Genomic DNA, 15,549 nt, shown 5'->3' with positions numbered 1-15,549 from the left:
TGCGGCCACGATAGTCTGGGGGTTGCCCCACGCCAAAATAGCTCGATGCCAGGTCTATCACTACCACAAATCCCCCTCCCGCTTCATTCCGGGGGGTTTTTGTTTTTTTAAGATTCTAACTTTTATTCTATAGCCGTGGACAGGGTGGTTAGGACATCAATTGATAATGAAACTCCCACTACAAGAGGGTTCTACTCCTGACTCCGGTCACTGAGCGTAGTCGTTCGCGAAGCGTCTCGTTCACGTAGTGTCTCCGACAGGAGAAGAGAAGTGCTGACTCCTGACTCCTGCTATATCTCAGAATAATCTAACGGCAGGTCGTCCCATACATAGGCTAATATAGGTAACAACGACTAGCCGCTAGTCAAATCAATCTATTCAATAAGGCTAAAACTTACCCGTGAATACTCGTTCTGCGGGTCCAGTCATGTAAATTCGCTGATCAATTTCTGACCATTCAATTTCTAATAGTCCTCCTGGTAATTCTATAGTTGCAGTGCGATCGCATAAATCATTCAATACTCCAGCTACTAAGGAAGCACAAGCACCAGTACCACAAGCTAAGGTGATACCAGCACCACGTTCCCAAACTCGCATTTTCAAGTAATTACGATTGACTACTTGAATAAATTCTGTGTTGGTTCTTTGGGGAAAAACTGGATGGTGTTCAAACTTAGGTCCGATGCTTTCCAGTTGAATAGCAGCAACATCTTCAACAAAGGTAATGCAGTGAGGATTTCCCATACTGACGCAGGTAACATCCCAAGTTTTTCCAGCCACCTCTAAGGGTTGATTAATCACTTTACTGTCAGCAGGTGTGAGAGTGGTAGGAATTTCTTCAGCAAGTAACCGGGGTAGTCCCATATCCACTTTGACTTGACCATCGTCCATGAGTTGGGGTGTAATCACACCGGCTAGGGTATGAATGCGATAATGGTCTTTAGTGCGAGATAAGCCTTCTAATTCAGCTAAAAACGCCCCTAAACAGCGAATGCCGTTACCACACATTTCCGGTTCCGAACCATCGGAATTAAAAATCCGCATGGTGTAGTCAGCACCGTTGTCACCAGGTAGGGCAAAAATTACGCCATTAGCCCCGATACCAAAATGACGATCGCACCATTTCACCGCTGCTTCTGGTGTGATTAGGGGTGTAGAGGAAGAACGGTTATCAATAAGAATGAAATCATTACCTAAACCGTGATATTTACTAAATTCGATTGCCATTTTTCCCTAGATGAATTATCAAAGATAAGTTACTGCTCAATTAAACATTGTGCCTTGTGCATACATAATTACCAAAAATGGCAACAACTGAATTTGACACAACTCTTCCTAGCATTCGACAAGTGCAAAATTGGATTAAACAAAAACCAACCGTCGAATTAAAACTCGTAACTGGAGACTTAATCACAGGTAAGGTTTTTTGGCAAGATGCCAATTGTGTGTGTATTTTAGATGGAAACAGTGAGCAAATCACTATTTGGAAGCAAGCGATCGCTTATATGAAACCGCAAAGTGAGACAGTGTTGGAAAGAGGATTAGTCCCAAGAGATGCAAAAGTTGAAGTTGCCAATTTAAATTCTTGACTATCCCCACTAGAGATAATATCTTGTCCGGTTGAATACTTATCATTAGGGAACCGCGCGGAGAGTTTTTTGATAAGCAATTAGCCGGACATGATATCATACCAACTTAAAAACAGCCTATAACCTCTTTTAGGTAGTCTCTACCTCACCAACTTTAACAGTTGGGAGGGCTAGGGATAATCCACAAGCGCCAATAAAAAATTGTTGAAGTTTATTCAGGCTTGACAAACTACCGCATAGCAGGACTTGATCACCTGTTTTTAAGTCTATGCTCCCATGAGGAAAGCGGATAAACTTGCCATCTCGCCGAATTGCCTGCACTTTTACCCCATATTTTTCATCAGTGGACAAATCTACCAGATTTTTATCCAAAATGGGGCAATCTGCTTGTACTGTCACCCATTGACAAGCGTTATTTTCATTGGGAACAGCTACCTGTCCTTGAGCAAATTCTGCTAATGCAGCTAATTCCTCAGACTCACCTACAACCAGTAAGCGATCGCCCTCTTCTAATTGAGTTTGACTGTTAGGATAATCTATTTCCTCCCCGTGAGATCGTCGTATAGCCATTAAACTGACACCCGTGAGGTAGCGCATATCAGCTTCCTCTAAGCTCATACCAATCAAGGGAGAACCAGATGGTAGATCATACCAGCGACGATTCAGATCACGGGTTACTTGCTGTAAATATTCGGAAACTTCCGCAGCCGAACGCTCTGGACGCAATTCTAAATAATGATCCTTGCGGATTTCCTGCATTTGTTGCTGCACTACCTCTGGTGATAAACCAACCCCGGTTAGTAAATAGGTTGCCATTTCTAAACTGGCTTCAAACTCTGGTTGCACCACTTCCCTCGCTCCTAGTTGGTAAAGCACCTCAATATTTTTATCTTGGGTAGCGCGAACAACTAAATCTAGTTCTGGGGATAATTCCAAAGCCCGTTTTAAGCACAGACGGATGCTTGCAGGATCAGGGAGAGCAATCGCCATTCCCTTAGCATGATTCACACCCGCAGTTTCCAGCACATGAAAACTTACACCATTACCGTAAACATAAGGTATGCCAGCATCTCGTAACTGCTGAACGCGACTTTCTGACTGGTCAATAACTACCACAGGTAACTGGTGTCGCTGCAATAACTTCACCAAATTCTTACCAATTCGCCCGTAGCCGCATACTACTATATGGTCTTTCAGTGGCACATCTTCGGAAAAATCACGGGCTTGATCTTCCACCAAATAAGGTTTTAGCCAAGGCATTGATTCAGCAAAATCAAATAAAAATGGTACTAAACGCAGGACAAAAGGAGTCAACATCAGTGTGACTGCGGTAGTTCCCAAAATCAGTAAATATATGCGTCGGGAAACCAAACCCAAAGCCTGCCCTTCACTGGCAAGAACAAAGGAAAATTCTCCAATTTGTGCCAGTCCTAACCCAGCAATTAAAGCGGTTTTTAATGGATAGCCAAATAATTTAACTAGAGGTGTGATAATTAAAAACTTGCCTACGAACACTAGGGCGACAAGTCCGAGAATCAGTTCCAGGTTGTTCCACAAAAACACTGGGTCAATTAACATCCCAATAGCAGCGAAAAACAAACTGGCGAAGATATCCCGCAGCGGTTCAACAATGGTCAGTGTTTCGTCGGCGTACTCAACCTCAGAAATCATCAACCCAGCAACAAACGCTCCCATCTCGATTGATAGCCCCAAATATTCTGTTAATAGGGCAATACATAAACACAGAGTTACCACCCCTAACAAAAATAGCTCGCGGCTTTCAGTACGGGCTAACAGTCTTAGCAAAGGCGGGATTAACCAAATTCCTGCCACAATTGCCCCAGCAGCAAATAAGCCAATCCTGACTAGGGCTGTTAACACTGCTATCCCAAGAACGTCAGCTGGTTCATGGAGGGCTGGTAATACAGCCAACATCAGTCCCAAAGCCAAGTCTTGCACTACCAAAATGCCCAGCATTACCTGCCCGTGGGGTGTTTCTGTTTCGTTGCGTTCCATCAAGCATTTAAGGACAACTGCTGTAGAAGACAAAGAGAGAATTGACCCCAAAAATACGCCTTTAGCTGGTAAACTTCCCCAAGCGCCTGTTACCCCACATACCAAAACCGTGATCAAAATGGTGAGGGCAATTTGTAAAGTACCGCCACCAATAGCGATCGCTTTGACCTTCTTGAGTTCTGCCAAGGAAAATTCTACACCCAAGGCAAACAACAAAAATGCTACCCCGAACTGCGCCAGGGTTTCCACCTGCACCACTTCTTTAATTAGACCCAGTCCAGATGGTCCGACAACCATCCCGCCGATGATATACCCCAGTAAAACTGGTTGTTTTAAGAGTGCAGCCAACAGTCCACCGCAGGCGGCGACAGCAAACACTGACACTAAGTCAACAATTAATCTAAAATCCTCTTGCACCAGTTTTTAAAGAACTATTAAGACCTAATAAACCCAGCATACAAAGTTTTATCTCTTTGAGGGGATGGGAATAGTCCCCTCAAAACAAAAATTCTAGATAACTCCATCTATTTTCTCCAAGTTGCTGGTTATCTCTTGTTTAATGCCCCTAAATTTATTTATGGAGTTTACCGAAACAGTGCTAAGTAAAAAAGTAAGAGCGCAAGTGTCCTTTTAGATGTAAAATAGTACAAATAAACTATACTAATGTCTAATGTCTGACCTCATTCTGTTTTGGCATCGCCGGGATTTACGTATTTCTGATAATACAGGACTAGCTGCTGCACGAGAGCGAAGTGCAAAATTGGTAGGTGTATTTTGCCTTGATCCTGATATTTTGCAGCGAGATGATATAGCTCCTGCTAGAGTAACTTATATGATTGGCTGCTTGCAAGCACTGCAAAAGCAATATAGTCAAGCTGGTAGCCAATTGTTAATTCTGCACAACAATCCAGTGATAGGAATTCCAGTTTTAGCGGAGGCTTTAAAAGCTAAAGCTGTGTTTTGGAATTGGGATGTAGAACCATATTCACAAACAAGGGATATGGCCGTAATTGATTCTTTAAAAGCAAAAGGGATTGAATTTCTTCACCAAAATTGGGATCAATTACTTCATTCACCAGCAGAAATTTTTAGTGGTTCTAAAACGCCCTACACTGTTTATACTCCTTTTTGGAAAAATTGGATTACTAAACCCAAAGCAACTCCTAGAGAAACTCTGCCAACTTTTGCAGGTTTAACAGAACAAGAACAAGAAATTGCTCAACAAGCAGGCGCAATTAAATTACCATCTGCTCAAGATTTAGGATTTAGTTGGGATGGAGAATTGATTATTTCTCCAGGAGAATCAGCAGCACAAAAACGCTTAGAAATATTTACAAAATCTGCTATTAATGTATACCAGGAACAGCGTAACTTTCCCGCTGTCGATGGAACATCTCAATTAAGTGCAGCATTGAAATTTGGTGTAATTAGTATTCGCAAAGTTTGGCAAGCGACAATAGAAGCATTAGACAATAGCCGTAGCGAAGAAGTTACAGCAAGTATCCGCACATGGCAACAAGAATTAGCTTGGCGGGAATTTTATCAACACGCTATGTATCACTTTCCCACATTATCTGAAGGTGCATATAGAGACAGTTTCAAAAACTTTCCTTGGCGAAATAATGAAGCACATTTTCAAGCTTGGTGTGAGGGGAAAACAGGTTATCCGATAGTAGATGCAGCCATGCGGCAGTTAAATGAAAGTTGCTGGATGCATAATAGATGTAGAATGATTGTTGCTAGTTTTTTAACTAAAGATTTAATTATTAATCCTCAATGGGGAGAAAAATATTTTATGCAGAAACTCATTGATGGTGATTTATCTGCTAATAATGGTGGTTGGCAATGGAGCGCTTCTAGTGGCATGGACCCCAAGCCATTACGTATTTTTAACCCCGCTAGTCAATCACAAAAGTTTGATGCAGAAGGCGAATATATTCGCCAATGGGTGTCAGAATTGCGATCTGTGGATAGCCAATATTTAGTCAGTGGTAATATTCTGCCTTTGGAACGTCGTGCTGTCGGTTATCCTGCACCAATTGTAGATCATAAAAAACAGCAAGCTTTGTTTAAAGAGATTTACCAGCAGCAAAAGGTTGGGGTGGTTTAATTTTAACCGCAGATTAACTCCAATGAATGAATACAAATCATTGATTTTTGGTTATAGCAATTCATACATTTGTGAGGTACAACAAGCACGAATTAACAGCAGATGGATGCAGATAAATCTGTACCTTACTCTACTAGGCAAAGTTTTATATCAGGTTCCCTTAATTACTTATCAAAAAAAATTTCCGCGTCCCCGTATCAGTCCTAATTATCAGTCTTGAACCGAACAGGATATTATCTGTGGTGGCATGGAATGATTTTGATTTGGTGCAGCCTGATTATCAGAGTTGCTAACAATTAACATTTGTTCAGCTGCATAACTGGCACAATATCAGCCAAAGTATACTTGCATCAAAACCATAATACAAGTATATACTTATATTTTTGCGGCTTATGTCATCACCACCTGACCGTCCGCTGAGAATTCAATTAAGCCTGCCATCTTACCATCCCGAATTATTGGCAGGGCTGGATACTTTGCTGTATTTGGGTTTAATATCTGATTCTCAAGTACGGCAAATATGTAGAGAGTCTCTTGTTTGTTCTGTGATATTGCAAACAGAGACTGAACTTGAAAAACAGGTAGTATTTCCAACTCCTAAACCTGCTAGAAAACCATTAGTTGCAACCTTACCTCCAGAACCTCAACCACCAGCAAAACCGAGCTTTGTTGCTACAATTTTGCAGTCTTTAGTGGCAGAATTAAGTGTGCGCTGGCTGCTATTTTTAGGTTTATTTTTGGTAGTGCTTTCCTCTGCTGTGCTGGCTGCGAGTCAGTGGGAGAGGTTCCCGGCTGCTGGACAGTATGGGGTTTTATTAGCTTATACGTTGAGTTTTTGCGGATTTACATTTTGGGCAGCTAGGCAAGATAATCTGAGATTGACGGCTCAAACTTTGCTGATTGTAACGCTGTTGCTAGTGCCAGTAAATTTTTGGGCTATGGATAGCTTTAGGTTGTGGCAAAATCCTATTAACTGGATTGTAATAGCGATCGCATCTTTTGCCCTGACATTCATCACGTTTATACTCTCTCAAACCCGTACCATCACTAATTTCCCAGTTGGTAAATTACCTTTAGTCAATATTCTGGGTTTGAGTTATCTGCATTGGGGTTGGAAATTATCTGGATTTCCCCTAATTGCCGTTTATTTGGCAATGATAGGTACAACTATTATTACTGTTTATCAGTATCACCTACACTCCCAACAAAATGAAAATGAGCAGCATCTTAACAGGAATTTTAGTAGTATATATGTTTCTGTAATTATTTATTCCTTATTAACTCTATTAACACGGGCTATTTTTATAGCTGGAGTAAATGTCACCCAGTTGGGTTTAGCTATTGGGATTTGCGGTTGGTTGGTGACTTGGTTAGCCCAGAAAGAGGCAGAATGGCAATTTCTATTCTGGGAAAAGCTGGGAGTAAGTTTGCTGTTTTTGGGTTGGTTGGTGTCGGTATTGACTCAACCAGAACAAGCAATAATTGTTAGTGGTTTAAGTTTATGGTTTTTTAGCCGTCGTTTACAAACTTGTAGTTTTAATGTTGATTTCGCGGCAATTTTCTTTATTGGTTTACAGACAACTTGGCTGGGTTGGCGGTTAATACCTAATAGTTGGCAGCAATTAGCGATCGCTACAGCCACCAATATCACAAATTCCCAAAATCAACCTTGGGCTTTGTTAAGCCTCGTTTTATTTCCCTACCTCATTTTAATGTTATGGCTGACAAATCACCTCCATCGCGCTCAGAAGCCAGAATTAGCAACTTTTGGTGAACAGCTAACCCTGTTATTCGGGGTTTGTTTAACAGTGATTGCAGCAGTAAATCCCACATTACGATTCTTTAATCTCCTATTTTCCACCATCACCCTTGCCTACGTCACTAAACGCCGTTCTTCCCCTCCTCCCTTGGTATACCTGACTCACATTATTGGGGTTTTGACACTTGTTGCCGCCATTAATTGGTTTTTACCAACTTTAAATAAAGAAATTTGGTCAGCAATTCTTTTAACTGTGATGGTTGCAGAATGGGTATTTAGTCTAGGTGTAGGAATCTGGAAAAGTAGTGCTTGGTATATTGGTTTAGGGCTTGCTGCCTTCAGTTTTGTATTGTTATTTATCAATGTACGATCATCTACCTATGGCGTGGTTTACGGCTTCAATCATTGGGGAGTAATTTGGTTAATTACACCTTTATCACTGACAATTTTATCTATTCGCACTACTGAACAGCGTCGCATTCTTAATACTTTTTTGAGTGTTTTAGCTGTTATAGTTGTCCAATTCCTAACTTTACCCGTACCAGAAACCAGATTAATTGGGTTGGGTTTGGGTGTAGCTGTAATGTTTGTGAATACCCGCTATTTAAGAAAAGAAGAGACTGCGGGGCTAACAATTGGTTTTGGGCTAGGTTTTATTGCGGCGTTATTGTGGGATTTACCAAATTTAGCAATATCTGCTTGGTTGATGGTGGGTGCTATAGCTACCTTAAGTTTATGGTTAGGGCGGACTGTATTTTTAAGAAGAGGTACAGACTTAGCCCTTATTTATGCAGCTGCCAGTGAAAAATGGGCGATCGCACTTTGTGGATTAGAATTATTAGGCATGACGCTACATACAGCCTTGGTTTATCAAGGAATCGTCACATCTGGATTTTTCTACTTCATCGCCACAGCAATCACTTTAGGCGCAATTCTCTATAGAAGTTGGCGACAACCAACAGACTGGGCATTTTATGGTATTGGTTGGTGTTTAGAATTATTAACTGCCGAATTGCTAGGATTTGGAGAATATTCAATTATTCGCATCGGTATTGCTAACATCGTATTAGGTTTAACAACACAGCTTTTTGGCGAATGGTGGCGGCGAAGATACCAATTACAAACCTTGTCTCATAGCTTCCATATTTTACCCCTGCTATACGGTGCATTTAGTGTCATTTTGCGCTTCAACACCTTTACCGACTGGACAGGTTTATATACTTTAGGTATAGCCTTGATTCTCATTGGTGTCGGGCGACGTATTTCAGAATTTAAACCTCTGCTTTACTTAGGAATTATTGGCGTATCCATTTCTGCCTATGAACTCCTTTTTTATCAAATGTCCCAAGCTTCAGGAGGTGTTTTAGGAGATGGATTAATTGCTATGTCTGCCTTGGGTACAACCATCATGTATGTTTACCGTATCCTCTCCCCTTGGCTTGTCACATACTTCCGTCTGACTCCTGGTGAACTTAAAGGAATTGCCCATTTACACTGGCTTTGGAGTAGTTGTTTATTTTTAGCTGCTGTTACACTTCCCATTCAAGTTAACCTTTATGTGGGAGTGGGAACAGGATTATTTTTAATGCGTTATGCAATTTGGCAAGGAAGAAAAAATCCTCTGAACATTCCTGTACAAAGGGCTTGGGGTATAGAAATAGATGAAATCTGGGTTTACCTGGGTTTATTAGAAGCAGGTATTATTGGCATTTATTTGCAAAACTTGCCAATAGGACGTTTCTTTGCTCAAAATTTATTGCCTTGGAATGGTGCGTTAGCTTGCGTAGTCGCCTACTTCTTTTATATCTTACCTTGGGAACATTTAGGATGGTCAAAAACACCTTGGCAACGAGTCGCATATATTTTGCCAATAATCATTTTATTGTTAACTAGTCAGCAAATTTACCCCATTACCTTAGTCATTACTGCCGGGTTTTACATCTTCCTTGCCAAAGTAGCTAACAAATTGCGTTTTACCTATATTAGTGTAGTGTTGATTGATTGGGCGTTGTTTAACTGGTTTTATGACTTACGCCTCACAGATAGCTTATGGTATGTGACACCAATAGGTTTATCACTGTTATACATTGCCCAGGTAGACGAAAACCTTAAATTACCAGAGTCTAAGACAACTCGTCACAGCTTGCGAATATTTGGTAGTGGCTTAATTTGTGGTTGGGCGATTTTATTTCATTACAATCTGCCCCTGATACCCGGATTTTTCAGCCTTATTGCCATTTTCGCCGGATTAGCTTTACGAGTGCGGGCTTTTCTCTATGTTGGTACAGCGACTTTTTTCATCACCAGCATTTATCAATTAGTAATTTTCAGCAGGCGCTATTCCTTCTTAAAATGGATCGTGGGTTTGCTAGTTGGGATTATTTTAATTTACATTGCTGCCAACTTTGAAACCCGTCGTACCCAAATAGATTCTTTACTTCGCAGTAGTAGCAATACTTTTCAAGAATGGGATTAAAATAATTCGTAATAGTGCCTACGGTCCCGCTAGGGATACGTAATTCGTAATTAAGTTTTGTAATGAGGATTTAACCCCAACACAAAACTTGCCGATTATAGAACCGGGGGACTTAAACCCACGGAACTAGTTAAATTGCTGTTTTACTAATCCTTAACAGTTTTCTAGGCGCTGCTGACAACAACAGCGTCTTTTCTAATTACCAATAATCATTAATCATACAACGCTTTAACCCACTCCCATTCCCGCCTTAAACCTTCCCGTAAAGTTACTTGTGGCTGATATCCAAGAATTTTTTGTGCTTTAGATACATCCGCAGCAGTGTGACGCGCGTCTCCCATAGCCTTTTCAATGTGGTTACGTTTGATGGGCTGACCAATTATATCTTCCATAGTATCTAATACTTCTGCTAAAACTACTCTGCTACCACCACCAATATTAAAAATTTCCCCTACTGCTTCTGGTATAGTAGCTGCTGCTAAATTCGCAGCAATGGCATCAGTTACAAATGTAAAATCCCGCGTTTGCTGTCCATCACCATAAACGGGAATTGCTTCATCTTGTAAAACAGCTTTAAAAAACTTATGAAATGCCATATCTGGCCGCTGTCGAGGTCCATAAACTGTAAAATAGCGCAAGGATACAAAAGGTACAGCAAAGTTTTTGTGATATAGTCCACACAATCTTTCAGCTGCTAATTTAGTAATACCGTAAGGTGAAACTGGCAAAGGCTTAATTTCTTCATTAGTCGGTAAAGTTTCTGCATCACCATATACACTAGATGAAGAAGCAAATACTAATCTTTTCAGGTGTTGAGCATCTTTTGCAGCTTCTAGCAAAACTTGTGTAGCATTAATATTGCGTTCAGTATAGGCGCGAAAGCCTTTACCCCATGAGTTCCTCACCCCTGCTTGCGCTGCCTGATGATAAACTACTTCTACATTTTGGAAAAGTTTTGGTAAATCTAAGAATTGAATATCGCCTTCAATTAATTTAAAGTTGGGTGACTGTTGAAAGGTAGCAATATTTTTCCGCTTCAACATGGGATCATAGTAATCATTAAATTCATCAATGCCGATTACTTCTTCTCCTCTTTGCAATAATGTATTGACAAGGTGAGAACCTATAAAGCCAGCTACTCCAGTAACGATAGTTTTAGCCATGTTGCTTATTTTTTGAGATTTGGGAAATTTTTTTAGGAGCGCAATAGTAACTACTCAGAAATTAGACTAAGCTGTGATATGTTTTTAAGTATTTATTTTCTTTTATGTAAAAAACTAGGAGATTTTACAAATTTTGCAATTTTTTAATTTATTGTAATTAATTTTGCTGTTGAACAAAAATTCTCGATCTACTTAGACTTAGGCGTAAATTAGTTAGATTTTGACCCTTGATTTATAAAGCTTTGAGGTTCATTTTTACAGATGTCTATTAATTAACTCAGTCGCATAATAGCAAAAAATCCCACCAAAATCTGGTTTAGAAGAGTTTTTTTCACTTAAGAGTCACCATAAGCCCTTGATTAGTAGGATAATTAGTGAAAAAATTGGGCTTCTGCACGAAGTCTATATGATCAACGAGTAGCCTGAAGGCATTGTTATTTTACAAGGGACATACGAGGAAATAAGTGAAGGTTTTAGTTGTAGGTAATGGGGGACGTGAACACGCTCTAGCGTGGAAACTTCTACAATCAAAGAAAATTGAGCAAATTGTCTGTGTACCGGGAAATGGGGGTACAGCAAGTATGGAATGCTGCCAAAACGTTCCTCTCGCGGTAGATGACTTTGAGGGTATCAGCCAACTTGCTGTAGAAAACGATATTTCTGTAGTTGTAGTTGGTCCAGAAGTACCTTTAGCAATGGGAATTACCGACTATCTCCAAAGCAAAGGATTGATGGTATTTGGACCAAGTAAAGCGGGAGCGCAAATTGAAGCTAGTAAGGCTTGGGCTAAGGCGTTAATGCAAGAAGCAGGAATTCCCACAGCCAAAGCAGCGGTATTTACGGAAGCAACAGCAGCAAAATCCTACGTAAAATCACAGGGAGCGCCAATTGTTGTTAAAGCTGACGGTTTAGCTGCTGGTAAAGGTGTGACAGTTGCCCAAACCCTTGAAGAAGCAGAAGATGCCATTGATGCTATTTTTCAGGGGCAGTTTGGCAGTGCGGGTAATTTTGTAGTGATTGAAGAATGTTTGCTGGGGCAAGAGGTATCCGTTTTAGCTTTGACTGATGGTTTAATGATTCGTCCTTTACTTCCTGCTCAAGATCATAAGCGGATTGGTGATGGTGATACGGGAGATAATACTGGGGGCATGGGCGCTTATGCTCCGGCACCGATTGCGACACCAGAGTTGATGGCAAGGGTGCAAACAGAAGTTTTAGAAAGAGCGATCGCAATTTTAAGAACCAAAGGTATCGACTACCGAGGGGTGCTATACGCTGGATTAATGGTTTCAGCAGATGGTGACTTTAAAGTTTTAGAGTTTAACTGTCGTTTCGGTGATCCAGAAACCCAAGTTATTTTGCCATTACTAGAAACACCCCTAGAAGATTTAATTTTGGCTTGCATTCAGCAGCGTTTAGCAGAAATGCCGCCTATTGCTTGGAAAAATGGGGCTGCTGCCACTGTAGTAGCTGCCTCAGGAGGTTATCCAGGAGAATATGAAAAAGGCCTGGTAATAGCGGGTATTAAGGAGGCAGAAGCATCAGGTGCAAAGGTGTTTCATGCTGGCACAAAGTTGAACGAGCAGCAACAAATATTGACAGACGGTGGTAGAGTTTTAAATGTCACCGGGCTGGGCGAAAATTTTCAGCAAGCGATCGCTCAAGCATATGCTGGCATCAAACACATTCATTTTTCAGGGGTGTATTACCGTAGGGATATTGGTCATAGAGTGCTGAGTCCTAAGTCCTAAGTGCGGAATGCTGAGTTAGCAGTTAGTAGTTTTCCCCACATCCCCACCTCCCTGTCTACTCATCTCCCCAACTTCTCCCTACCATTTTTGGCAAATTTACTGTTAATTTTTAAGTTGTTGGGGTAGAAAACCAAGAACTACTAACAACTGTATTTAAGATGCTGGCTCCTTTAACAACAATCCGAGATGCTTTCGCCCAAGGCGTATCAAAGACACTCGCTCATTGGTGGTCTGATTTCACCCTTCAGACCAAACTACTAGCTGTAGCTACTTTAGTGGTTTCCCTCGTGATGAGTGGTCTAACTTTCTGGGCAGTGAATACAATTCAGCAAGATGCACGTCTGAATGACACCCGCTTCGGTCGTGACCTCGGACTTCTACTTGCATCAAATGTTGCGCCCCTAATTGCAGATCACAATCTCACAGAAGTTGCCCAATTTTCCCAACGTTTCTACAGCAGCACCTCCAGTGTGCGTTATATGCTATACGCTGATGAAACAGGGAAAATCTTTTTTGGCATTCCTTTTTGGGAACCAGAGGTAGAAAACTCCCTCACCATTAAGCGGCGAATACAACTACCAGAAGATTACCCAGGTGATAATGACCAACCAATGGTGCGTCAACACATATCCCCAGATGGTGTCGTCACTGATGTATTCATTCCCCTCATAGTTAATAAACAATATTTAGGTGTTTTAGCAGTTGGCATCAACCCCAACCAAACAGCAGTCATATCCACTAATTTCACTCGTGATGTTACCATTGCGGTGTTTATCACCATTTGGGTCATGGTAATTTTGGCAGGAGTAATCAACGCCTTAACCATTACTAAACCCATTAAAGAACTACTCGTAGGCGTAAAACAGATTGCCACTGGTAATTTTAAACAGCGAATTGACTTACCCCTAGGTGGTGAACTAGGAGAGCTAATTTTAAGCTTTAATGAAATGGCAGAGCGCCTAGAGCGCTACGAAGAACAGAATATTGAAGAACTGACAGCAGAAAAAGCCAAATTAGAAACCTTGGTTTCTACCATTGCCGATGGTGCTGTGCTGATTGACAATAATATGCAGGTCATTCTAGTCAACCCTACAGCACGGCGAATTTTTGGTTGGGAAGGCAGCGATGTCGTGGGTAGCAACGTATTGCATAACTTACCCATAAGCGTACAAATGGAAATCAGCCGCACCTTGTACGAAATGGCTGCCGGAGAATGTGAAAGTGCTGAGTTTCGTATCCCACTCAACGAACCTACCAAGCGGACAATCCGTATTCTCTTGACTACAGTGCTTAACCTGCAACGGGAAAGTATTAAAGGTATTGCCATCACTGTGCAAGATATCACCCGTGAGGTAGAACTGAATGAAGCCAAAAGCCAATTTATCAGTAATGTCTCCCACGAACTGCGAACACCACTCTTTAACATCAAAACCTATATTGAAACCCTACATGATTATGGCGAAGACTTGGGTTTAGAAGAACGCCAAGAATTTCTGGAAACCGTTAATCATGAAACTGATAGACTTACCCGCCTAGTCAATGATGTTTTGGACTTATCAAAACTCGAATCTGGGCGTACCTACAATTTTGATGGGGTCGATTTGGCGCAAGCACTGGAGCAGACATTGCGTACCTACCAACTCAATGCTAGAGATAAAGGCATTGAACTGGCTCAGGAAGTTGCCCCTAACTTACCCTTAGTCCTAGGTAATTATGATTTGTTGTTACAAGTATTTGGTAACTTAATTGGTAATGCCCTCAAATTCACCCCTTCTGGTGGAAAAGTCGCAATCCGTGCCTACCAGCTAAATCCTCAACCCAACTCTTCTTTTCCTTCCCTGAACTCTAAGCCAAGTGAACAATTTGCGAACGCGACACAGCGCGAAGGTTCACACAATCAGTCTAGTAAGGTACGGCTAGAAATCAGTGATACAGGAATTGGCATTGCGCCGGAAGACCAACAGGCAATCTTTGACCGCTTCTTCCGGGTAGAAAACCGGGTTCACACCCTCGAAGGTACCGGTTTGGGTCTATCTATTGTCAGAAATATTATTGACAGGCATCACAGTAAAGTTAATTTGGTTAGTGAAGTTGGTGTTGGTACTACTTTTTGGTTTGACTTGGCGGTATTTGATGAAGAAGTATCGCCCTCACTGGTTTTATCCACTATCAAAACATCTGAAGTGACAAAAAACTGATTTGCACTATGTGGGCTGTATTAACTATGTCTAAATTCATAGTTTCTCTCCCTAGTGACTGTTCGAGTTCTGTCATGGAGCTTGTTGTGATGATCCTTGCTACAAAGCAGTCTTTTCTGACCAAGGTCGGGTTAAGGAACGCAACCCAACACCAAATTGCTTTTGTTGTGTTCCTCTAAGTTCTACCCAACCTACCTAGCTGCCTAGCTGTCGCATTATGTTTTTAACTGGGCATCACCTTCTAAACTTAGAAATTTTTTAAATGGAAATACTCTAAATTGCCTCATCAGCTTTTTATTCGTTTCACCCAGACCTCTGTGCTGGAAAGAAGTTTCCCCTCTCTAACCCTTCAGTTCCTGGATATTATCCATAGAAGTCCAAAAAAAAAGTTTATTGAACCCCTTGACAAGAAAGAAGAGAGATTGCTATATTGATTGAGTGAGGGCAAGCGCCCAAACAACTGAACCGAGAAAAAATAATACTTTGA

Annotated in this window: 8 protein-coding genes; 5 read left to right on the top strand and 3 right to left on the bottom strand. The window is 41.2% G+C overall.

From position 1 onward, the window contains the following. Positions 1-387: 387 nt before the first annotated feature. On the bottom strand, positions 388-1,227 hold the full coding sequence (gene dapF, locus H6G68_RS25670) for a diaminopimelate epimerase (protein WP_190909177.1): 840 nt from the start codon (positions 1,225-1,227) through the stop codon (positions 388-390). A 77-nt stretch (positions 1,228-1,304) separates the two neighbouring features. Between dapF and H6G68_RS25665 the strand changes: the two genes are divergently transcribed. Continuing rightward, on the top strand, positions 1,305-1,589 hold the full coding sequence (locus H6G68_RS25665) for an Hfq-related RNA-binding protein (RefSeq protein ID WP_190909176.1): 285 nt from the start codon (positions 1,305-1,307) through the stop codon (positions 1,587-1,589). A 129-nt stretch (positions 1,590-1,718) separates the two neighbouring features. Here H6G68_RS25665 and H6G68_RS25660 read toward each other — a convergent pair whose 3' ends face one another. Then, positions 1,719-4,022 carry a cation:proton antiporter domain-containing protein gene (locus H6G68_RS25660; RefSeq protein ID WP_190909175.1) on the bottom strand — a complete coding sequence of 768 codons (2,304 nt, stop codon included), beginning with the start codon at positions 4,020-4,022 and terminating at the stop codon, positions 1,719-1,721. A 253-nt stretch (positions 4,023-4,275) separates the two neighbouring features. Here H6G68_RS25660 and H6G68_RS25655 point away from each other — a divergent pair, with 253 nt between their 5' ends. Together H6G68_RS25655 and H6G68_RS25650 are read left to right on the top strand one after the other, a co-directional pair. Further along, positions 4,276-5,715 carry an FAD-binding domain-containing protein gene (locus H6G68_RS25655; protein ID WP_190909174.1) on the top strand — a complete coding sequence of 480 codons (1,440 nt, stop codon included), beginning with the start codon at positions 4,276-4,278 and terminating at the stop codon, positions 5,713-5,715. Between the two features lie 392 nt (positions 5,716-6,107). Then, a complete protein-coding gene (locus H6G68_RS25650; protein ID WP_190909173.1) occupies positions 6,108-9,950 on the top strand; it encodes a DUF2157 domain-containing protein in 3,843 nt (1,280 codons plus the stop codon). A 212-nt stretch (positions 9,951-10,162) separates the two neighbouring features. On the opposite strand, the gene H6G68_RS25645 is transcribed toward H6G68_RS25650, so the two are convergent. Beyond that, on the bottom strand, positions 10,163-11,113 hold the full coding sequence (locus H6G68_RS25645; RefSeq protein ID WP_190909172.1) for an NAD-dependent epimerase/dehydratase family protein: 951 nt from the start codon (positions 11,111-11,113) through the stop codon (positions 10,163-10,165). Positions 11,114-11,577: 464 nt separating this feature from the next. Between H6G68_RS25645 and purD the strand changes: the two genes are divergently transcribed. Continuing rightward, positions 11,578-12,864: a phosphoribosylamine--glycine ligase gene (gene purD, locus H6G68_RS25640; RefSeq protein WP_190909171.1), complete on the top strand. Its 1,287-nt coding sequence runs from the start codon at positions 11,578-11,580 to the stop codon at positions 12,862-12,864. Positions 12,865-13,022: 158 nt separating this feature from the next. Then, complete coding sequence (gene nblS / locus H6G68_RS25635; protein ID WP_190909170.1) at positions 13,023-15,062, top strand: two-component system sensor histidine kinase NblS; 2,040 nt, start codon at positions 13,023-13,025, stop codon at positions 15,060-15,062. Positions 15,063-15,549 lie beyond the last annotated feature (487 nt).

This window comes from Anabaena catenula FACHB-362, assembly GCF_014698735.1.
In the GTDB taxonomy this organism is placed as follows: Bacteria; Cyanobacteriota; Cyanobacteriia; order Cyanobacteriales; family Nostocaceae; genus Anabaena; species Anabaena variabilis_A.
Note: the sequence above shows the minus strand (reverse complement) of the source record. Positions and strands in the feature narration are given on the sequence as shown.

What these genes read in the sequence shown, in the direction of transcription:
- H6G68_RS25655 (WP_190909174.1), top strand. Translation starts at nt 4,276, where the DNA reads ATGTCTGACCTCATTCTGTTTTGGCATCGCCGGGATTTACGTATTTCT.
- dapF (WP_190909177.1), bottom strand. Translation starts at nt 1,227, where the DNA reads ATGGCAATCGAATTTAGTAAATATCACGGTTTAGGTAATGATTTCATT.
- H6G68_RS25650 (WP_190909173.1), top strand. Translation starts at nt 6,108, where the DNA reads ATGTCATCACCACCTGACCGTCCGCTGAGAATTCAATTAAGCCTGCCA.
- H6G68_RS25665 (WP_190909176.1), top strand. Translation starts at nt 1,305, where the DNA reads ATGGCAACAACTGAATTTGACACAACTCTTCCTAGCATTCGACAAGTG.
- H6G68_RS25645 (WP_190909172.1), bottom strand. Translation starts at nt 11,113, where the DNA reads ATGGCTAAAACTATCGTTACTGGAGTAGCTGGCTTTATAGGTTCTCAC.
- nblS (WP_190909170.1), top strand. Translation starts at nt 13,023, where the DNA reads ATGCTGGCTCCTTTAACAACAATCCGAGATGCTTTCGCCCAAGGCGTA.